Origin of the sequence: Streptomyces sp. NPDC001922 (assembly GCF_042891165.1) — a bacterium.
In the GTDB taxonomy this organism is placed as follows: domain Bacteria; phylum Actinomycetota; class Actinomycetes; order Streptomycetales; family Streptomycetaceae; genus Streptomyces.
The window spans coordinates 313,538-333,040 of the sequence record NZ_JBIASV010000011.1; the positions used below are offsets into that span (position 1 = coordinate 313,538).

At 73.9% G+C, this 19,503-nt stretch carries 17 protein-coding genes and 1 riboswitch; of the genes, 9 read left to right on the top strand and 8 right to left on the bottom strand.

What is annotated here, in order from left to right; genetic code table 11:
- Positions 1-391 precede the first annotated feature (391 nt).
- The 3 genes from ACFYYR_RS22380 to ACFYYR_RS22390 form a co-directional block, all read right to left on the bottom strand.
- Entirely contained in the window at positions 392-796 is a 405-nt protein-coding gene (locus ACFYYR_RS22380) for a DUF3040 domain-containing protein (RefSeq protein WP_388856184.1), read from the bottom strand.
- A 772-nt stretch (positions 797-1,568) separates the two neighbouring features.
- Entirely contained in the window at positions 1,569-2,330 is a 762-nt protein-coding gene (locus ACFYYR_RS22385) for a methyltransferase (RefSeq protein WP_388856187.1), read from the bottom strand.
- An 85-nt stretch (positions 2,331-2,415) separates the two neighbouring features.
- On the bottom strand, positions 2,416-3,033 hold the full coding sequence (locus tag ACFYYR_RS22390; protein WP_388856190.1) for an SAV_6107 family HEPN domain-containing protein: 618 nt from the start codon (positions 3,031-3,033) through the stop codon (positions 2,416-2,418).
- A 172-nt stretch (positions 3,034-3,205) separates the two neighbouring features.
- Here ACFYYR_RS22390 and ACFYYR_RS22395 point away from each other — a divergent pair, with 172 nt between their 5' ends.
- The 4 genes from ACFYYR_RS22395 (at position 3,206) to ACFYYR_RS22410 (ending at position 9,192) form a co-directional block, all read left to right on the top strand.
- Positions 3,206-4,396, top strand: coding sequence for an ATP-binding cassette domain-containing protein (locus tag ACFYYR_RS22395; protein ID WP_388856193.1), 1,191 nt, complete (start codon positions 3,206-3,208; stop codon positions 4,394-4,396).
- On the top strand, positions 4,368-6,455 hold the full coding sequence (locus ACFYYR_RS22400; RefSeq protein ID WP_388856196.1) for a YhgE/Pip family protein: 2,088 nt from the start codon (positions 4,368-4,370) through the stop codon (positions 6,453-6,455). The genes ACFYYR_RS22395 and ACFYYR_RS22400 overlap by 29 nt, the downstream gene beginning before the upstream one ends.
- Before the next feature lie 47 nt (positions 6,456-6,502).
- On the top strand, positions 6,503-7,108 hold the full coding sequence (locus tag ACFYYR_RS22405) for a TetR/AcrR family transcriptional regulator (RefSeq protein ID WP_388856199.1): 606 nt from the start codon (positions 6,503-6,505) through the stop codon (positions 7,106-7,108).
- A 521-nt stretch (positions 7,109-7,629) separates the two neighbouring features.
- Positions 7,630-9,192, top strand: a complete 1,563-nt coding sequence (locus ACFYYR_RS22410; protein WP_388856202.1) for a phytoene desaturase family protein — start codon at positions 7,630-7,632, stop codon at positions 9,190-9,192.
- 145 nt (positions 9,193-9,337) lie between these two features.
- On the opposite strand, the gene ACFYYR_RS22415 is transcribed toward ACFYYR_RS22410, so the two are convergent.
- From ACFYYR_RS22415 to ACFYYR_RS22435, 5 genes are all read right to left on the bottom strand, one after another.
- Positions 9,338-10,261: a hypothetical protein gene (locus ACFYYR_RS22415; protein WP_388856205.1), complete on the bottom strand. Its 924-nt coding sequence runs from the start codon at positions 10,259-10,261 to the stop codon at positions 9,338-9,340.
- A gap of 30 nt (positions 10,262-10,291) precedes the next feature.
- Positions 10,292-11,209 carry a methylenetetrahydrofolate reductase [NAD(P)H] gene (metF, locus tag ACFYYR_RS22420; RefSeq protein ID WP_388856208.1) on the bottom strand — a complete coding sequence of 306 codons (918 nt, stop codon included), beginning with the start codon at positions 11,207-11,209 and terminating at the stop codon, positions 10,292-10,294.
- A gap of 232 nt (positions 11,210-11,441) precedes the next feature.
- Entirely contained in the window at positions 11,442-12,098 is a 657-nt protein-coding gene (gene thiE, locus ACFYYR_RS22425) for a thiamine phosphate synthase (RefSeq protein WP_388856211.1), read from the bottom strand.
- A 72-nt stretch (positions 12,099-12,170) separates the two neighbouring features.
- A complete protein-coding gene (locus ACFYYR_RS22430; protein WP_388856213.1) occupies positions 12,171-12,536 on the bottom strand; it encodes an Rv2175c family DNA-binding protein in 366 nt (121 codons plus the stop codon).
- Between the two features lie 295 nt (positions 12,537-12,831).
- Positions 12,832-13,998, bottom strand: coding sequence for an NAD(P)/FAD-dependent oxidoreductase (locus ACFYYR_RS22435; protein ID WP_388856325.1), 1,167 nt, complete (start codon positions 13,996-13,998; stop codon positions 12,832-12,834).
- A gap of 287 nt (positions 13,999-14,285) precedes the next feature.
- Positions 14,286-14,398: riboswitch (TPP riboswitch) on the top strand.
- On the opposite strand from ACFYYR_RS22435, the gene thiO reads away from it, so the two are divergent.
- The 5 genes from thiO to pknB all read left to right on the top strand — a co-directional run bounded on the left by thiO (position 14,396) and on the right by pknB (position 19,385).
- Positions 14,396-15,697: a glycine oxidase ThiO gene (gene thiO / locus ACFYYR_RS22440; RefSeq protein WP_388856216.1), complete on the top strand. Its 1,302-nt coding sequence runs from the start codon at positions 14,396-14,398 to the stop codon at positions 15,695-15,697. It overlaps the preceding riboswitch by 3 nt.
- Positions 15,694-15,894, top strand: coding sequence for a sulfur carrier protein ThiS (thiS, locus tag ACFYYR_RS22445; RefSeq protein WP_351509536.1), 201 nt, complete (start codon positions 15,694-15,696; stop codon positions 15,892-15,894). Before thiO ends, thiS begins: the two co-directional genes overlap by 4 nt.
- Before the next feature lie 2 nt (positions 15,895-15,896).
- Entirely contained in the window at positions 15,897-16,742 is an 846-nt protein-coding gene (locus tag ACFYYR_RS22450) for a thiazole synthase (RefSeq protein ID WP_388856219.1), read from the top strand.
- Between the two features lie 132 nt (positions 16,743-16,874).
- Complete coding sequence (locus tag ACFYYR_RS22455) at positions 16,875-17,330, top strand: SRPBCC domain-containing protein (protein WP_351509532.1); 456 nt, start codon at positions 16,875-16,877, stop codon at positions 17,328-17,330.
- 117 nt (positions 17,331-17,447) lie between these two features.
- The gene (pknB, locus tag ACFYYR_RS22460; protein WP_388856223.1) at positions 17,448-19,385 is read left to right on the top strand and encodes a Stk1 family PASTA domain-containing Ser/Thr kinase; all 1,938 of its coding nucleotides are present in this window, start codon (positions 17,448-17,450) and stop codon (positions 19,383-19,385) included.
- The last annotated feature ends 118 nt before the right edge of the window (positions 19,386-19,503 follow it).

The following is a 19,503-nucleotide window of genomic DNA, read 5'->3' on the forward strand; positions in this document are numbered from 1 at the left end:
GATCGGCGTCCCGCAGAGCGACGCGTTCCGGTCCGGTGGGCGACTGAAGCCCTCGGAACAGCGGGGGTTGCCCGGACTCGTCTGCCAGGAACCGGAACGGGTTTCCCAGGAGTCAGGTCAGGATTCCCACGGGAGAAACGGCTCGGGCAAGGCAGCGGACTCGGGCAAGGCAGTGGAGCCGCTGGACAGACTTCTTCGCCACGAGGCAGTCATCCGGGCCACCAGGCAGTCATCCGGTGACGCGGGACCGGTGTCCTGCGGAGGGCAGGCGTCTGCACGACGCTGCCGACGGGGGCTTGGGCGCGCTGGTGTCGCACCGAGCGGAGGACCGACGAGGGGACGTGGGACGTGAGGCCCGGCGCCGGTCGGCCGACCGGCGCCACGACGTCCGTCAGTGGCCCTGCTCGTCGCGGCGGCGCTGCCACCGCTGCTCGATACGGTTCATCACCGACCGGCGCTGGCGGGTCTGACGGCGCTGAGCGGCACCGCCGCCTTGGCCGCCTGCTGCCGCCTGCTCGCCCGCCTTGGGGGCCTTGCGCCAACCGGTCACCGCGAGCACTGCGCACCCGAGCATGACGAGAAATCCCACCACGCTGACCCAGATCTGCTGCGCGACCATTCCGGCCATGAGGAGCGCGATACCCACCAGGAAGCCCGCGACCGCCTGGTAGACCCGTCGCCGGGTGTACGTACGCAGCCCGCTTCCCTCAAGCGCTGTCGCGAACTTGGGATCTTCTGCGTACAGCGCTCGCTCCATTTGCTCGAGCATTCGCTGCTCGTGCTCCGAGAGCGGCACGGAGTCCTCCTACTCGTCGGTCGCGGGGGGCGACCGGGGTGCGACGCTTTCAGGATAGGCAGGGATTCGCCCCCGTGAAACCCGCCCCTCTGCGCCAATTCGCCATTCCGGGCCGCCCTGGCGTCACAGGTGGTGGGACGTGCATTCCCTGGCCTCCCGTCCGTCATGCCGGACCGTGTCCCCCGATCATACGGGGCCATGCGGCTGATCGGGTGGCGTGTGGCCCACTGCACGCAACCACGTGCGCTGCGTGTGCGATACGAACGCGGCGGCGGGGCGACCGGCGAAGGCCGGACACGCCTGCCCACGCCGCCGGTTGCGTTGGTGTTCCGTCGACGGATGCACCAGTCGGATTCCGGCCATATCGCCGGGCGCATACGGGGAGCGCGACGGCCGCCCCTACGAGCACGGCGACGCTGACGGCTGAAAGTCTCCGCGAGCAAACGGGAACCCACGACGCCGCACCGCACGGGCGGCTCCCTTGCCGGCCTCCGGGCCACGGGCTTGCCGGCCCACAGGCCACGGGCCGACCCGGAGCCGGAGCCGGAGCCGGAGCCGGAGCCGGACGATGGTGCGGGACGGGACGGAGCAGGGCCCGGCCGGAGCGGGGACGGCAGGCAGCGGTCGGACCCGTCAGCCCTGCCGGTCAGCCCGACCGGCCAGCCCGGCCCGACAGCCCAGCCCGACAGCCCAGCCCGACAGCCCAGCCCGACAGCCCGGGCGGAGCGCCCAGGCAGAGTCGCCCGGGCCGCGCGGGCCCGGGCCGGGCGCGTCAGCCCGCCTCGCGCTCCCCCAGCACATGCAGCTGGGTGGCCACCGAGCGGAACGCCGGGAGCTCGGCCGCCGCTTCCTCCAGCTTGAGCAGCGCCTCGACCGCGCCGGGTTCGGTGTCGACCAGGACGCCCGGTACGAGGTCCGCGAAGACCCGGACCCCGTGCACGGCCCCGACGGCCAGCCCGGTCGCGGCGACCAGGTCGGTCAGCTGGTCGGTGGTGAACCGGCGCGGAACCGGGTCCCCCTCGCCCCAGCGGCCCTCGGGGTCGGAGAGGGCGTGCCGGGCCTCGGTGAAGTGCCCGGCAAGCGCCCGGGCCAGGACCGCGCCGCCCAGGCCCGCCGCGAGCAGGCTGAGGGTGCCGGCCGGGCGGAGGGCCTCCACGACGTTCCGCATGCCCTCGGCCGGGTCGTCCACGTACTCCAGGACCCCGTGGCAGAGCACGACGTCGTAGCCGCTGCGCTCGACGACGTCGAACAGGCCGTGGGCGTCGCCCTGGACGCCGTGCACCCGGTCGGCGACCCCGGCCTCCGCGGCCCGCCGCTCCAGGGCGAACAGCGCGTTGGGGCTGGGGTCGACGACGGTCACCCGGTGACCGAGCAGCGCCACCGGCACCGCGAAGTTGCCGGTGCCGCCGCCGGTGTCGAGGACGTCGAGGGTTTCCCGGCCCGCGGCCTTCACCCTGCGGTCCAGGGCTTCCTGGAGCACCTCCCAGACCACTGCGGTACGGAGAGAGGCGCGGGGACGCATCGGGTCGGACACAGCGGGTGGCTCCTCGGCGCGGGACCGCCGCGGACGGCGGGAAGCGAACTGGTGCAAGCGGCTCCCACCCTATTGCCTCCCGAGGTCATCCTGCGTCCGGCCGGGCCCCCGCCCGCGGATGCGGCAGGGCGGGCTGGAGGGCGAGCAGCCGCTCGACGATACGGAGGAACATCCCGGCGTCCCGTATCAGGTCGTCCGCGTCCCGGCGGCCGGCGGCGTCCCGGATGCCCGCCTCGGCCCGGGCACGGCGGGCGGCGCCGGAGGCGAACAGCATGCTCCACTCGGTCAGTTCGGGCGCCACCTCGGGGAGCACCTCCCAGGCGCTGCGGATGCGCTGCCGACGGCGCACCGTCTCCTCGGGGCGGCCGCGCACGGCGAGTACGGCCGCCGCGGTGCGCAGGGCCGCCAGATGTGCGGTGGCGTACCGCTCGTTCGGCATCTCCAGCTCCCGGGCCTCGTCCAGGCCCTGCCGCGCCTGGGACAGCAGGCCGAGGGCCTCGGGCGGCGCCGTGGCGCGGCGCACCACGGGATGGATGTCCACGGCCGGCCCCGCCGAGGCGGGGCCGGGGCGGCCGGAGCGCCGCCGCCCCGGTACGGAACGGTGGGCGGCACTTTTTTCGGCGGCACCCTTTTCGGCGGCGCTGCCTGCGGTGGCGCTGACTTCGGACGGGGCGGTCGGGCGACGGGCGGGCGTACGAGCCATGACGAACCTCCTGTCGTCGCGAACGGCTGCATGCCGTATGCCCACATCGTCCGGCCTCCCACTGACAATCACTCTGAGCTGCGGATTCCCCGGTTCTGGACCCCGAGTTGAGGTGCGCTGGGGGCATGGGTTAACTTTTGAACTGACCAGTCAGTTCAAAAGGGGAGGGTTCGTGGACAGCACCCCGCACGGGGCGGCAGTCACGGCCGTGGGGCTCGGCCTCGAAGGCCCCCGCGGCTGGGCGTTCCGGGATATCGACATCAATGCCGAACCGGGCGCGCTCATCGCCGTGGAGGGGCCTTCGGGTACGGGCCGTACCTGTCTGCTGCTCGCACTCACCGGACGTATGCGTGCCACCGCCGGTCACGCCGAAATCGCCGGTCTGCGACTGCCGAAGAAGATGGCCGCGGTGCGCGGGATCAGCGCGCTCGGCCCGGTTGCGGGCGTCTCGGAGCTCGATCCCGCACTGACGGTCGCCGAGCACCTGCGGGAGCGGGCGCTGCTCCAGCGCCGGTTCAGCGGTTCGCTCCGCGAGTTCCTGCGCCCCCGCACGGAGCGTGCGGCCGAGGGCCGCCGCCGGATCGACGCGGCGCTGCGGGCCGCCGGGCTGGATCTCGACTCGCTGCCCAAGGGCCCCCGGACGGCCGTCCGGGACCTGGAGCGGCTGGAGGTGCTGCGGATGTCCGTGGCCCTGGCGCTGATGAACGGTCCGCGCCTGCTGGCCGTGGACGACACCGACCTGAAGCTCTCGGACGCCGAGCGCGAGCAGGCGTGGGCGATGCTCCGGGACGTGGCGGGCGGCGGCACGACCGTCCTGGCCGTGTGCAGCGAGGCGCCGAAGGACGCGCTGATCGTCTCCACGGGCCGCGAGCGGCCCGCCGGACGGGACACGTCGCCGGACGGCGCGGGCAAGAGCGCCTCCCGTTCCGAGCGGGGTGGCAAGCGGAAGGCGAAGCCCGCCGCGACGGCCGCCGAGCGGACCGGCGAGGACGCATCGCGACCCGCGGGCCGGACGGCGGACCTGACCAAGGACCGGCCCAAGGACCGGACCGAGAACCGGACCGAGAACCGGGCATCGGCAGGTGACGGGACTCAGGGCGCCCTGCGGAAGGGCACGGCGAAGAAGGCCGCGAAGAAGACCGCCGAGCAGGACGGACCGGCCTCCCCGGCCCGTACCGAGGAGCCGGCCCCCACCGAGGACCGCGCCACCACCGACGACCGCGCCGCCGCCGAGGACACCGGCCGGACACCGGCACAGACCGCGGACGAACCGGGCGAGGACCGGCCGGCCGAGGCGCAACCGACCAGGAACGAGAAGGAAGAGGGGGCGGCGGATGCGCTCGCCGAAACTGGCCGCGCTTGAGCTGAAGCGGTTCGGCAGGGGGAAGCTCCCGCGGGCGGCGCTCGTCGCCCTGCTGCTCCTGCCGCTGCTCTACGGGGCGCTCTACCTGTGGTCCTTCTGGGACCCGTACGGCCATCTGGAGAAGATCCCGGTCGCCCTGGTGAACAGCGACCGGGGTGCCACCGCGAAGGGCGAGAAGGTCACCGCGGGCCACGACATCGTCGACGGGCTGCGCGACAGCAACACCTTCGAGTGGCACGAGGTGAGCCCGGCGGAGGCGAAGAAGGGTGTCGAGGAGGGGAAGTACTACCTCTCCATGACGGTGCCCGGCGACTTCAGCAAGCGGGTCGTGTCCAGCTCCGGCGAGCACCCGGAGACCGGCGCCCTGCAGGTGCGCACCAACGACTCGAACAACTACATCGTCGGGCAGATATCCCGCAGCGTCTTCTCCGAGGTGCGGCGGGCGGCCTCGACCAAGTCCTCCCGCAGCTTCCTCGACAAGATCTTCGTGGGCTTCTCGGACATCCACGGGAAGACCGTGAAGGCCGCCAAGGGCGCCGACAAGCTCGACGGCGGCATCGGCAAGGCCAAGAAGGGCTCCGGGGACCTGGCCCGGGGCCTGGCCGACGCCAAGAAGGGCAGCGCGTCCCTCAAGGAGGGCCTCGCCAAGATCGACGTCAACACGGGCCGGCTGGAGACGGGGTCCGGCAAGGTCGCCGACGGCACCCAGCAGTTCGCCGACAAGGCGCAGCGGGTCAAGGCGGTCGAGCCGTTCCTCAAGGAGCACGGAGCCGAGATCGGCCGGTACTCCCGGATCGTCGCCGACGCCTCCCTCACCATCCGCGGGCGGCTCGACGAGCTGCCCTCCCCCACCACGACCCAGAAGGTCGCCGAGGACAGCCGCGAGGCCGCCGACTACCTGGCCCAGGACTACGAGAAGCGGTGCACGAGCGCCCTGCTGCCGGAGACGTCCTGCGCGAACCTCAAGAAGGCCGCGGACGCGGCCGAGAAGGCGGCGAAGGCCGCCGCGGCGGTCGACAAGCTGGTGCAGAACAAGAACGGTGAGCTGGACAAGCTCAGCCGGGACCTGAACACCATCCACGACATCGCCGACCAGCTCGCGGACCGGGCCCCGACGCTCTGGAAGGACATCGACAGCGGCGTCAAGCAGGTCAACGCCCTCAACACCGGAGCCCACAAGGTCTCCCGGGGTCTGGACGCCCTGCACACCGGGACGGGCAAGGCCCGCAACGGCATCAACGAGCTGGACACCGGCATCGGCAAGCTGTCCACCGGCGCCAACTCGCTCAACGGCGGCATGTTCAAGCTCGCCGACGGCTCCGGGAAGCTCGCCGGCGGCCTGCACGACGGTGCGGAGCAGATCCCGGACTACGGCAAGAAGGAGCGGGACGCCCGGACCGAGGTGATGGCCGACCCGGTGCGGCTCGCCTCGAACTCGATGCACAAGGCGCCGAACTACGGCACCGGCTTCGCCCCGTACTTCATCCCGCTGTCGCTGTGGGTGGGCGCGATGGTCGCCTACATGCTGATCCAGCCGCTGAACCGGCGGGCCCTCGCCGCGGGCGCCTCCGCCTGGCGGATCGCGCTGGCCGGCTGGCTGCCGGTCGCGGTCCTCGGCATCGCGCAGATGGGCGCCCTGATGGCCGTCCTGCACTGGGGCCTGGGTCTGGAGATGGCCCGCGCGGGCGGCACCATCGGCTTCCTCGCACTGGTCACGGTCTGCTTCGCGGCCATCGTGCAGTGGCTCAACGCACGCTTCGGGCCCGCGGGCCGGATCCTGGTGCTGGCGCTGCTGATGCTCCAGCTCACCTCGGCCGGCGGTACGTACCCGGTGCAGACCAGCCCCGGCTTCTTCAACGCCATCCACCCGTTCCTGCCGATGACCTACGTCGTGGAGGGCCTGCGCAGGCTCATCACCGGCGGCGGGCTGGGCCAGGTCTGGCTGGGCTCGGCCGTGCTGGCCACCTACACCGTGGGGGCGCTCGCGCTCACCGCGTGGTCGGCCCGCCGCAAGCAGGTGTGGACGCTGGACCGGCTGCACCCCGAGCTGAGCCTGTGAGCGGGGTCGCCGCTCCCGCGGGCGGCATCCCGAGGAGAATCGTGGGCATGGACACCAGCACCCGCCGCCAGGCGACGCGTACCAAGCTCTACGAGGCGGCCGTCACCCTGATCGCCGAGAAGGGCTTCTCCGCCACCACGGTGGACGAGATCGCCGAACGCGCCGGGGTCGCGAAGGGCACGGTCTACTACAACTTCGCGAGCAAGACCGAGCTCTTCGAGGAGCTGCTGCGGCACGGCGTGGGGCTGCTCACCGCATCGTTGCAGCGTGCGGCGGACGAGACCGCGGCACGCGGCGGCAGCCGGGTGGACGCCCTGGACGCGATGATCCGGGCCGGGCTGGGCTTCATCGAGCGCTACCCGTCGTTCACCCAGCTGTACGTGGCCGAGCTGTGGCGCACCAACCGGGCCTGGCAGTCCACCCTGATGGTGGTCCGGCAGCAGGTCGTCGCGGTGGTGGAGAACGTCCTGCGGGAGGCCGTGGAGCGGGGTGAGCTGACCGAGGAGCTCGATGTGCAGCTCACCGCCGCGGCTCTGGTCGGCATGGTGCTGGTGGCCGCGCTGGACTGGCAGGCGTTCCAGCCGGAGCGGTCGCTGGACGATGTGCACGCCGCGCTCACCCGGCTGTTCCAGGGCAGGCTGGGCCGGGACTGATTCCCGGCCGCGGGCCGCTTCCCCGGGGTTGCAACGGTGCTTCGAGGCGCCGGGGCAACCCCGGCGGCATATCTACCGCCGCCGGCGGTCCGGCGCCGGGCGGGGTCGAGGCGCCGGGGCAACCCCGGCGGCACATCCGCCGCCGGCGTCCGGCGCCGGGCGGCCGAACACAGAAATGCGCTGTCCGTCGCGGCTCGATCCCCCCGAGCCGCGACGGACAGCGCTTCCCCCCGTCGTCCCCCGTGTCCCCCCGTCCGGTGAAGCGCCCCGTTCCCCCGTGACGCTCCCCGTACGGCCGGGGTGCCGCGCCGTTCCGCCGCCCCGTGTCGGCAGTGCCGGCGCCGCGCCCCTTCCGTGGCCTCCACTCTTCCGTCCGGAGGGGCCGCGGCCCATCCGCGCCGCTACTCATCTCCCGTCCTGAGTACGGGTACTCAGGGCTGCGCACTCCTGCCCAGAGGGCCGCGGGGGCCCTCCTCCGGGCCGGGGCCGGGCTGTCGGTGGCGGCGGATAAGGTCTGGTCCATGGCACGGATTGCGGTGATCGGCGCCGGGACGGGCGCGATGGCGGCCGCCGCCCGGCTGGCCGTGGCAGGCCACCGGGTGACGGTGTACGAGCGCACGGAGACCTTCGGCGGCGGCGTGCGGCGCCTGGAGCGGGACGGCTTCGGGTTCGACACCGGGCCCGGTCTGCTCCGGCTGCCCGCGGTGTACCGCGATCTGTTCGTCAAGACGGGCAAGGAGCCGCTGGAGCGGTGCGTCCGGCTCACCCAGGTGGACCCGGCGAGCCGACACGTCTTCCCCGACGGGACGGCGGTGGCGCTGCCCAACGCTTCCCGGGCCGGGGTCGTCGAGGCGCTGGACGCCGCCCTCGGCGCCGGCGCGGGCGAGCGCTGGAGCGACCTGATCAACCGGGCCCGGGACGTCTGGGACGCGACGCGCAGGCCGCTGCTCGAGGAGCCGTTGTGGCAGGACTGGCAGGTCCTGGGCCGCGACCCGTATCCGGCGGTGCGCCGGCGCGGGCTGTTCGGGCGCGGCAAGCGGCCGGACACCCTGGCCACGGTCGCCCGGCGCGAGCTGCGCGATCCACGCCTGGTGGCCCTGCTGGAGAGCCACGCGCTGGCGCACGGCTTCGACCCGGTGTCCGTGCCCCCGAGCGCGACGGTGCTGCCGTACGTCGAGCAGACCTTCGGCTGCTGGTACGCCGAGGGCGGCATGCGGGCCCTGGCGGAGGCGCTGTACGAGCGCTGCCGGGCCCGCGGGGTGGAGTTCGTGTTCGGCGCGGGCGTCACCGGCATTCCGGAGAAGGACGGCCGGGCGGCGGGCGTGGAGCTGGCGGACGGCACCGTGGCGGAGGCGGACCAGGTGGTCGCCGGAGTGGACCCGTCGCTGCTGGCGGAGATGCTCGACGGCACCGCGGGGTCACCGTGGCGGGGCCGGGCCCTGTGGCAGGAGGGCGACAAGCGGCCGGACCCGGCCGCCCGGGCCCGGGTGCCGGGCCGGTTCACGGTCTGTCTGGCCCTGCGGGGCGCCCGGCCGGACGGGGTGGCCCACCGGACGGTGATCCACTCGGCCGACCGCGGCGAGGAGCTGGGCTGGCTGTTCGATCCGGAGCCGACGCTCCAGGAGAGCCTCTGCGAGTTCCCGACGGTCACCGTGCTGCGGCCGGACGACCGCTCCCTGGTGCCCGACGCGGAGCACGAGGCGGTGACGCTGTCCGTCACGGTGCCGCCGCACGGGCCGGTGGACTGGCGGGACGACACCACGGTCCGGCGCAGTGCCGACCGGGTCGTGGCGATCGCCGAGGCCGCGATACCGGGCCTGCGGGAGCGGGTCCTCTGGCGGGAGGTGCGCACGCCGGCCGACACGGCCGCGCAGACCGGCGCGGAGGGCGGTTCGGTGCCGGGCCCGGTGCTGGCCGGGGCCGGGGGGCAGCAGCTGCGCCCCGCCAACACCAGCCGGATTCCCGGGCTCCATCTGGTGGGCGGCTGGTCGCACCCAGGTGGCGGGCTCGCTCACGCCGGAATGTCGGGGGCGCTGGTCGCCGGGCTCATCGTGGAAGGGGCCGACTGGCGCGGCTCCCAGTGACGGCCGCGGGCGGCGGCCGGACGGCCGTCGTCCGGCCCGTTCCGGGGCGCATGCGCCGACCGGGGGCACCGCCGACGGTGCAGCCGACGGTAGCCGGGGCCCCGGCCGACGGTGCAGTCGGCGGCCGGCGGTCAGGAGTCGGCGCTCAGTAGCGGTACTCGCCGTAGCCGGGCTGGTAGCCCTGCTGGTAGTACGCCTGCTCGTCCTGCTCGGGGGTGGCCTGGCCGTCCTCGCGCTGCTGCGGGACCCACACGCCGCCGGGCGGGGTCTCGGGGTGCGGCTGCTGACCGGCCGCCGCGTACGGGTCGGCGTACTGGCCGGTGCCGTAGTCGTACTGCTGCTGGCCGCCGTAGCCGCCGTACGGGTCGTAACCCTGGGGGGCGCCCGCCGCGTTGTAGGGGTCGGAGTAGGCGGCGTACTGCCCGTTCCCGTAGTCGTACTGCGCCGCGTAGGCGCTCTGGTCGGGCTGGGGGTTCTGACCGTAGTCGCCATAGGTGGCGAAGGGGCTCTGCGGTTCCGCGCCGTACCCCGGCTCCTGGTAGGCCGTGGCCCCGTAGCCGGGGGCACCGGCGGTGAAGACGGAATCGTCGTAGCCGGTCTCCCCGGCGTAGGGCTCCCGGCCGTAGGACTCCCGGCCGTAGGGGTTGGCCTCGCTGCCGTAGACGCCGTACTGGCCGGTCTCCTCGGGTATCGGCTGCGGCTGGTGGACCTCCGGGGCGCCCTGGTCCTCGGGGCCGTCCACCGCCTGGAGGTCCGAGACCTCCAGGGTGGGCTCCGCGGAGGGGGCGTCGTCCTTGGTCCGGCCGAAGCGGCCGAGGCCCTTGAGGGCCCAGCCCCGCGAGAAACCGCTGCGGAACGACAGCGTGACGTACGTCTGCCCGATCGCGAAGGCGATGGCGCCCACCGCGATCACGAGCACCGACGGCATCAGCACACCGATCACCACGCCGAGGAATCCGACGAAGGCCAGCAGTCGCCAGCGCAGTCGCGCCTTGTACTGCAGCAGCACCTCACCGAGCAGCCACAGTGCAACGATGCCGAACGCGATGTAGAGGATCGTCCAGCCCATTACCGCCCCGATTCCGCCGCTTCCCGGCCGTCAGGACTGCTGATGCAGTCCCAGATTCTCGTAGATTTCCAGCGTCGCCGTGGAGTGATTCAGGGTAATGAAGTGCAGCCCGGGAATGTCCTCGGACATCAGCCGCGCGCACAGCTCCGTGGCGTACTCGATCCCCAAGGAGCGTACAGCCGCTGGATCGTCCTTGACCGTCAGGATCCGCTCGGCCAGCTCCGGAGGGAACGCGGCGTTGCTGAGCTGGGCGAACCGCTCGATCTGCCGGACGTTGGTGACCGGCATGATCTCCGGAATGATCGGGGTGTCGCAACCCGCCGCCGCGACCCGGTCGCGCAGCCGGAGGTAGTCCTCCGCATAGAAGAACATCTGGGTGATCGCGAAGTCGGCTCCGGCCCGGCACTTGTCCACGAAGTGCCGGACGTCGCTGTCCCAGTCCGTCGAGCGCGGGTGCATCTCCGGGAAGGCCGCGACACCGACGCAGAAGTCGCCCGACTCCTTGATCAGCCGCACCAGGTCCGCCGCGTACTCCACCCCGTCGGGGTGCCGCACCCACTCCCCCATCGGGTCGCCCGGCGGGTCGCCGCGGAGCGCGAGCATGTTGCGGATCCCGGCGTCGGCGTAGTGCCCGATGACGTTGCGCAGCTCCGCGAGCGAGTGGTTCACCGCGGTCAGATGGGCCACCGGAGTGAGGGTGGTGTCGGTGGCGATCCGCGCGGTGGCCCGCACGGTGCCCTCACGGGAGGAGCCCCCGGCGCCGTAGGTCACGGAGACGAAGGTCGGCGAGACCGCCTCGATTCTGCGGATGGCGTTCCACAGAGTGCGCTCGCCCTTCTCGGTCTTGGGTGCGGCGAACTCGAACGAAAAGGACCGCTTGCCCGAGGCAAGCAGGTCGCGGACCGTCTGTGCGCGATCCGTGCGGGTGGATGCAGTGCCGAGGGCCATACCGGCAGGTTATCCATCGGCAGGGCCGAGCCCCAATCAAAGCCGACGATATGACCGATTCGCTACGCTCCCGTCCACATGCTGGGCCGGTGACGCGCACCGGCCACGCCGGTCACACACCGCGTTCACGCACCGGTCGCGTTCTCTCACCCGCTGCGTTCATCAACCAGACGGCCTTCGCTCACACGCGGCATTCGTTCACACGCCGCCTTCGCCCAGGCGACGCGTTCGCTCACGCGTCGCGGGCGCGCACCCGCTTGGCGAGATCCGCGGCGGCCGCCCCCGGGTCGTCCGCCTCGGTGACCGCGCGGACCACCACGACCCGCCGGGCCCCGGCGTCCAGCACCTCGTCGAGGTTGGACGCGTCGATGCCGCCGATCGCGAACCACGGCCGTGCGGGGCGCAGCGAGGCGGCGTAGCGGACGAGCGGCAGGCCGGGCGCGGTACGGCCCGGCTTGGTCGGGGTCGGCCAGCAGGGGCCGGTGCAGAAGTAGTCGACGCCGGGCTCGTCGGCGGCGGCCGCCACCTCCGCCTCGGCGTGGGTGGAGCGCCCGATCAGCACGGAGTCGCCGAGGACGGCGCGGGCGGCGGGCACCGGCAGATCGCCCTGGCCCAGGTGCAGGACGTCGGAGCCGATGGCGTGCGCGACATCGGCCCGGTCGTTCACCGCGAGGAGCTTGCCGTGCCGTCGGCAGGCGTCCCGGAACACCTCCAGGTGCTCCAGCTCCTCGCGGGCCTCCATGCCCTTGTCGCGCAGCTGGACGATGTCCACGCCGGAGGCGAGCACCGCGTCGAGGAACTCCGGGAGGTCGCCCTGGCGCTTGCGCGCGTCGGTGCACAGATAGAGCCGGGCACCTTCGAGCTGCGTCACGGCGGTGGTGGTGGCCATGGCGTGGTCCCCCCGGGGTTGGGCGGCGTGCGGGCCGGGTCTCGCCGGCCCGCACGCCCGAGCGGTTCTCGGTCAGACGGCGAGCGCCTGAGCGCGGCGCTTCACCTCCGTGCCGCGATTCTCCCGCAAGGCCTGGGCCGGGGTGCCGGGGAGGGTCGGATCCGGAGTGAAGAGCCACTCCAGCATCTCCTCGTCGGTGAAGCCGTCGTCCTTCAGGAGCGTCAGTGTGCCGGCGAGGCCCTTGACGACCCGGCCGTCGCCGATGAAGTCGGCGGGCACCTGGAGCACCCGGTTCTCGCCACGGCGCACCGCGATCAGCTGGCCTTCCTTGACCAGCTGCCGGACCCGGGTCACTTCGACACCGAGCCGCTCGGCGATGTCGGGGAGGGTGAGCCAGGAGGAAACGAGGGCATCGGTCTTTGTGTCAATCTCGGTCACGGGGACAAGCCTGCCATCTGGGGCTGACAGCCGGTAGCCGAGCGCCGCCGAGCCGGTGCCCACCGGTCGGGCGACGGGCCGCTCCGACGGCCCCGCTCAACGGTGGGCCGTGCGGTGCGCGGCCGGGCCGCGCACCGGTCCGGACGGGCTGCCGCTCCGGCCGGGGATCCGGCCCCCGGCGCCCCGGCGCGCCACACAAGGGGCGGGGAGCACGGGGCAGGAGGCGCCGGCCGGGGATGCCGGGCCGGGCGGAGTGTTCCGGTGGCCGGGAGCAGCCGCGGTACGCCCCGGCGCCTCAGAGAACCGCGGACTTCAGCGGCACCGCCGGGTCCGCGGCCCGCTCCGGGTCGATCCGCGCGCCCCGCTCGATGAGCTTGCGGCCCTGCGCGAGGTCACGCGGACGGCCCACCGCCAGCAGCGCGACCAGCACGCCGTCCCGCAGCCAGCACACCGACCAGGAGGCGCCGTCCGGATCGCCGCGCCGGACCGTGGTGTCCGCGGCGGCGTGGTGCCCCGCGTACTGGACGAACCGGCCGAACTGCTCGGACCAGAAGTAGGGCACCGGGTCGTAGACCTGCGCCTCGGCCGCTCCGCCGATGATGTCGGCGGCCACCGTGCGGGGCCCCTGGAGCGCGTTGTCCCAGTGGTGCACGAGGAGCCGCTCCCCGTACCGGGCGGAGGGGAAGGAGGCGCAGTCGCCGACCGCGTACACATCCGGTGCGGAGCTGCGCAGCCGGTCGTCGGCGCGGACCGAGCCGTCGGGGCAGAGCTCGATGCCCGATCCGGCCAGCCAGCCGGTCGCGGGGCGGGCTCCGATGCCGACCAGTACGGCGTCCGCGGGGAGCCGCGTGCCGTCCGCCAGCAGTACGGCGCCGGGCTCCACCGTCTCCACGCGCGCCCCGGTGATCAGCCGGGCGCCGCTCTCCTCGTACCAGCCCCGCATGGGCTCGGCGACCTCGGCGGGCAGGGCCCCGGCGAGGGGGCGCTCCGCGGCCTCGACGACGGTCACCGTGCAGCCCGCCTCCAGCGCCGCGGTCGCGAACTCCGCGCCGATCCAGCCCGCGCCGACCACCACGACGTCCTGCCGCGCCGCGAGCACCGGGCGCAGCGCCTCGGCGTCGTCCAGGGTGCGCAGCAGATGCAGGCCCGGCGCGTCGCCGCCGGGGAGGGTGACGGGGTCGGCGCCGGTCGCGATGACGAGCCGGTCGTACGGCACGGGCCCGGCCGCGGTCTCCACCACGTGTTCACCGGGGCGCACGGCGGTGACCCGGCGGCCGAGGAGCAGGTCGATGCCGAGGGCGGCGAAGTCGATCTCGAAGGCCGAGCCGTCGGCCTTGCCGAGCAGGACGGCCTTGGACAGCGGCGGCCGGTCGTACGGCTGGTGCGGCTCGGCGCCGAGCAGCGCGACACCGCCGGTCCAGCCCTGTTCCCGCAGCGCGACGGCGGTCTGCACCCCCGCCATGCCCGCGCCGACGATGACGACCCGGTCCCCGGTGTGCTGCCTGTCCTCACTCACACGGTCACTCTAGGTCCGCGGCGGGGGCCCGCCGCAGACCCGCGCACCGAGATCTCTGACACAGCATCATGCGGGGCTTCCGCGGGAAGGCGGCTTGTCCCGTCCGGCCTCGGGCCACCTGCCGGTCCCGCCGCCGGCCGTCCGCGGCCCGGCCCCGGGGCCCGGTACGGGGGGCCGTTCCGGTTCGCCGCTCCCTTCATGGGCCGGAAGGCGGCACGTTAAGGTGACGGCCGTAGAGCACTCGCGGGAGCCCGGACGGACCGGGCTGAGAGGGAGGCTGACCGGCCTCCGACCGTACGAACCTGATCCGGGTCATGCCGGCGAAGGGAGGGGCTGGACGCCCATGCACGCGCCCGAGAACGGCACCCCCGAGAAGAGCGCCCCGGCGCACGGGACCGCACCGCACACCGTCACCGCACAGCGCGGGACCCCCCGGCACACCACCGCGCAGCACCGTCATGACGTCCTCGTCGTCGGGGGCGGCATCATCGGCCTCGTCACGGCCTGGCGGGCGGCGCAGCGGGGGCTGCGCACCGCGGTCGCCGATCCGGTGCCCGGCGGGGGCGCCGCGCAGGTCGCCGCCGGGATGCTGGCGGCCGTCTCCGAACTGCACTACGGCGAGGAGACCCTGCTCGGCCTCAACCTCGCCTCCGCGGAGCGCTATCCGGAGTTCGCCGCGGAGCTGGTGGAGGCGAGCGGCCAGGACGTCGGTTACCGCGCCTGCGGCACCCTGGCGGTCGCACTGGACGCCGACGACCGGGCCCATCTGCGGGAGCTGCACGCCCTCCAGGTCCGCTGCGGGCTGGACTCGCAGTGGCTGACCGGGCGCGAGTGCCGGCGCCTGGAGCCGATGCTCGCGCCGGGCGTGCGCGGGGGGCTCCGGGTGGACGGCGACCACCAGACCGACCCCCGGCGGCTGGCCGCGGCGCTGGTCACCGCCTGCGAGCGGGCCGGCGTGGTGCTGCACCGCGGGTGGGCCCGGGAGCTGCGGGTGGTCCGGGACCGGGCGGTGGGGGCCGTGCTGGAGGACGGCACCGAACTGGCCGCCGGTCAGGTCGTCCTGGCCGGCGGCAGCCACAGCGGCCGCCTCGCCGGGGTCCCCGAGGCCGTCGTGCCGCCGGTCCGCCCGGTCAAGGGCCAGGTCCTGCGGCTGCGGGTGCCCGGGGCGTACGCGCCGTTCCTCTCCCGGACCGTACGGGCCGTGGTCCGCGGCGGGCAGGTCTATCTGGTGCCCCGGGAGAACGGCGAGCTGGTGCTCGGCGCCACCAGCGAGGAACTGGGCTGGGACACCACGGTCACCGCGGGCGGGGTGTACGAACTGCTGCGCGACGCCCATGAGCTGGTGCCGGGCATCACCGAACTCCCGCTGGTGGAGACCCGGGCCGGGCTGCGCCCCGGTTCGCCGGACAACGCCCCGCTGCTGGGACCCACCGCCCTGCCCGGACTGCACCTGGCGACCGGGCACTTCCGCAACGGCGTGCTGCTCACACCGGTCACCGGCGACGCTCTGGCGGAGGTGCTGTGCACCGGTGAACTCCCGCCCGAAGCCCGTCCGTTCAGCCCGCTGCGCTTCACCTCCGGAGGCCCCGCGGCCCCGGTGTCCGACGCATCCGACGCCCCCGTACGGCAGGAGCAGCCCGCGTGACCGTCTCCGTCAACGGCGAACCCCGCGAGGTCCCGGAGGGCACCACGCTCGACCGGATCGTCGCGACGCTCACCACCGCACCGGCGGGTGTCGCCGCCGCGCTCAACGAGGCCGTGGTGCCGCGGGGCCAGTGGCCCGCCACCGCACTCGGCGACGGCGACCGCGTCGAGATCCTGACCGCGGTCCAGGGAGGCTGACCATGACCGACACCACCGCTCCGACCGGCACCACCGCTCCGCCGGACACGGCCGCGGCCGATCCGTTCACCCTGGCCGGCACCACCTTCGGCTCCCGGCTGATCATGGGCACCGGCGGCGCCCCCAGCCTGGACGTGCTGGAACGTTCGCTCATCGCCTCCGGCACCGAGCTGACGACCGTCGCGATGCGCCGGCTGGACCCGACGGTCCAGGGCTCGGTGCTGTCCGTGCTCGACCGGCTCGGCATCCGCGTCCTGCCGAACACCGCGGGGTGCTTCACCGCGGGCGAGGCGGTGCTGACCGCGCGGCTCGCCCGGGAGGCCCTGGGCACCGACTGGATCAAGCTGGAGGTGGTGGCGGACGAGCGGACGCTGCTGCCCGATCCGGTCGAGCTGCTGGACGCCGCCGAAGTGCTCGTCGACGACGGCTTCACCGTGCTCCCGTACACCAACGACGACCCGGTCCTCGCCCGCAGGCTGGAGGACGTGGGCTGTGCCGCGATCATGCCCCTGGGCTCGCCCATCGGCTCCGGGCTCGGCATCCGCAACCCGCACAACTTCCGGCTGATCACCGAGCGGGCGCGGGTGCCGGTGATCCTGGACGCCGGTGCGGGCACCGCCTCGGACGCGGCGCTGGCCATGGAGCTGGGCTGTGCGGCGGTGATGCTGGCCTCGGCGGTGACCCGCGCCCAGGAGCCGGTCCTGATGGCCGGGGCGATGCGGCACGCGGTCGAGGCGGGACGGCTGGCCCACCGCGCGGGCCGGATCCCGCGCCGGCACTTCGCGGAGGCGTCCTCGCCGACGGAGGGCCTGGCGGCCCTGGACCCGGAACGGCCCGCCTTCGGGTAGGCACCGGACCGCCCCGCACCTGCCGGAACGCCCGCCCGGCCACGGCCGGGCTCCGGCACCCCGGTGACCGGCGCGAGCCGCTCCGGCGGGGCCGGCCCGTCAGGCCGTAGCGTGGAACCGGAGGTGGTCCCCGTGGCGCATGAGGTCCCCGACCGCGTCGAGCGCGAGGTGTACGTCCCGGCCCCGGCCGACCGCGTGTGGCGGGTGCTCACCACGGCCGAGCACATCCGGTCCTGGTACGCGTTCGGCGGCGCCGAGCTGGACCTGCGGCCGGGCGGCGCCCTCCGGTTCCGCTGGGACGACCAGGGGGAGTTCCACGGCCGGGTGGAGATGGTCGAGGCCCCCTACCGGGTCAGCTTCCGGATGGCCCTGCGCCCCGATGTGCCGCCGGGCCGGGGCGGCTCCACGCTGATCGAGTTCGATCTCACACCCGAGGGCACGGGCACCCGGGTCACGGTCAACGAGACCGGGGTCACCGCGCTGGACGTGCCCGCGGCGGAGCAGGCCCGGCACGCCGAGTACGCGGCCATGACCTGGGCCACGGCGCTCGAGGAGCTCGCGGCACTCGCCGCGGCCTCGCACGCATGATCCACCGGCCGGGCCGGGGCGGGTGCGCCGGCCGGCTGTCACCGTTGTGCTGCAGAGGTCCGCCGGACCCCGCGGATGGGACAGACCTGCCGGTCATGGCTCGTAGACTGCACTGTCGTGGATACGACCCTGCAGGACCCGCTGGTCGGGCACGTGCTCGACGGACGCTACCGGGTCGAGGCGCGCATTGCCGTCGGTGGCATGGCCACCGTCTACCGGGCCGTGGACACCCGTCTCGACCGGGTGCTGGCGCTCAAGGTGATGCATCCCGGCCTCGCCACGGACGCCCAGTTCGTCGACCGTTTCATCCGTGAGGCCAAGTCCGTCGCCCGGCTCGCCCACCCGAACGTCGTCGGCGTCTTCGACCAGGGCATGGACGGCACCTACGTCTATCTGGCCATGGAGTACGTCGCCGGGTGCACGCTGCGCGACGTGCTCCGCGAGCGCGGCGCGCTGCAGCCCCGCGCCGCCCTGGACGTCCTGGAGCCGGTGCTCGCCGCGCTCGGCGCCGCCCACCGCGCCGGGCTGATCCACCGCGACATGAAGCCGGAGAACGTCCTCATCGGGGACGACGGCCGGGTCAAGGTGGCCGACTTCGGGCTCGTCCGGGCCGTGGACACCCAGACCAACGCCTCCTCAGGCTCCCTGCTCGGCACCGTCTCGTATCTCGCGCCGGAGCAGATAGAGCACGGCACGGCCGACACCCGCGCGGACGTCTACGCCTGCGGGATCGTGCTGTACGAGATGCTGACCGGCGGGAAGCCGCACGACGGCGGGACCGCCGCCCAGGTGCTCTACCAGCATCTGCACGAGGACATCGCACCGCCGTCGGGGCAGGTGCCGGGGCTCGCCCCCGAGCTGGACATCCTGGTGGCCACCGCGACCGCCCGCGACCCCGAGCAGCGCCCGGCCGACGCCGTCGCGCTGCTCGCGCAGGCCCGCGAACTCCGGGCACTGCTCACCGAGGAGCAGCTCGACGCCGTTCCCCCGCAGGCCCTGGCGGACGCGCACACCGGCTCCGAGGACCGGACGAGCGTGATCCCCCGGACCCTGGGGGGCGGGCAGCCGGCCGAGGGCGGTCCGGCGGGCGAGGACGCGCTGAACCGCACCAGCCGGCTGGACCTGCCGCCGTCCGGGCCGCCGCCGTCCGACGGGCCGTCGTCCCGCCGGGCGCCCCGGCGGGGCCCGCGGCGCGGGGTGCTCGCCCTGGTCGCGGCCCTGCTGGCGCTCGGCATCGGCGCCGGGGTCTGGTACATCACCGCGGGGCAGTTCACCCAGGTTCCCGGGGTGCTCGGGCTGTCGCGGACGCAGGCGGAGCAGAAGCTGCACGACGCCGGGCTGGACGTGCAGGTGCGGACGGGCTTCAGCGACGTCGTGGACCGCGGCAAGGTCATCCGCAGCGAGCCGAAGCTGGGCAGCCGGATCCGGGACACCGGCACGGTGACCATCACCGTCTCCCGGGGCCCCGACGAGGTGAAGGTGCCCGACCTGGAAGGCGTTCCGCTGACGAAGGCGAAGCGGCAGCTCAAGGAGCTGGGCCTGGTTCCCGGGATGGTGCGCAAGGAGTTCAGCGACACGCTCTCGCAGAACTCGGTGATCCGGACCGACCCGGAGGCGGGCACCAAGCGGCGGCCGGACTCCGCGGTGGCCATCACGGTCAGCAAGGGCGAGCCGGTCGAGTCCCCGGACGTCACCGGCTACGAGCTCGCGGACGCCAGGCAGGAGCTCCGCGACGCCGGGCTGAAGGCCAAGGTCTCCCCCCGCCGGGTCTTCTCCGAGGAGGACAAGGGCACGGTCGCCACGCAGTCCCCCACCGGGGAGACCGAGCTGGCGGAGGGCGACACCGTCACGCTCACGTTCTCCAAGGGCCAGCAGATGGTCGAGGTGCCGGACGTCGAGGGCCTGAGCACCGACGAGGCGAAGGCCAAGCTGGAGGCGGAGGGATTCACCGTTGACGTCTCCAAGTTCTTCTTCGGGGACACCGTCTTCGACCAGTCCGTCGACGCGGGCGAGGAGGCCCCGAAGGGCAGCTCCGTCACGATCCGGGTGCGCTGACACCACAGCTGCGGAGCTGACACACAGCTGCGGAAAGGGCGGGCCCCTCACGGGCCCGCCCTTTTCGTTGTGCCCGACCGCCCTTTCCGTTGCGCCCGGCCCGCCGGCCGTACGGAGG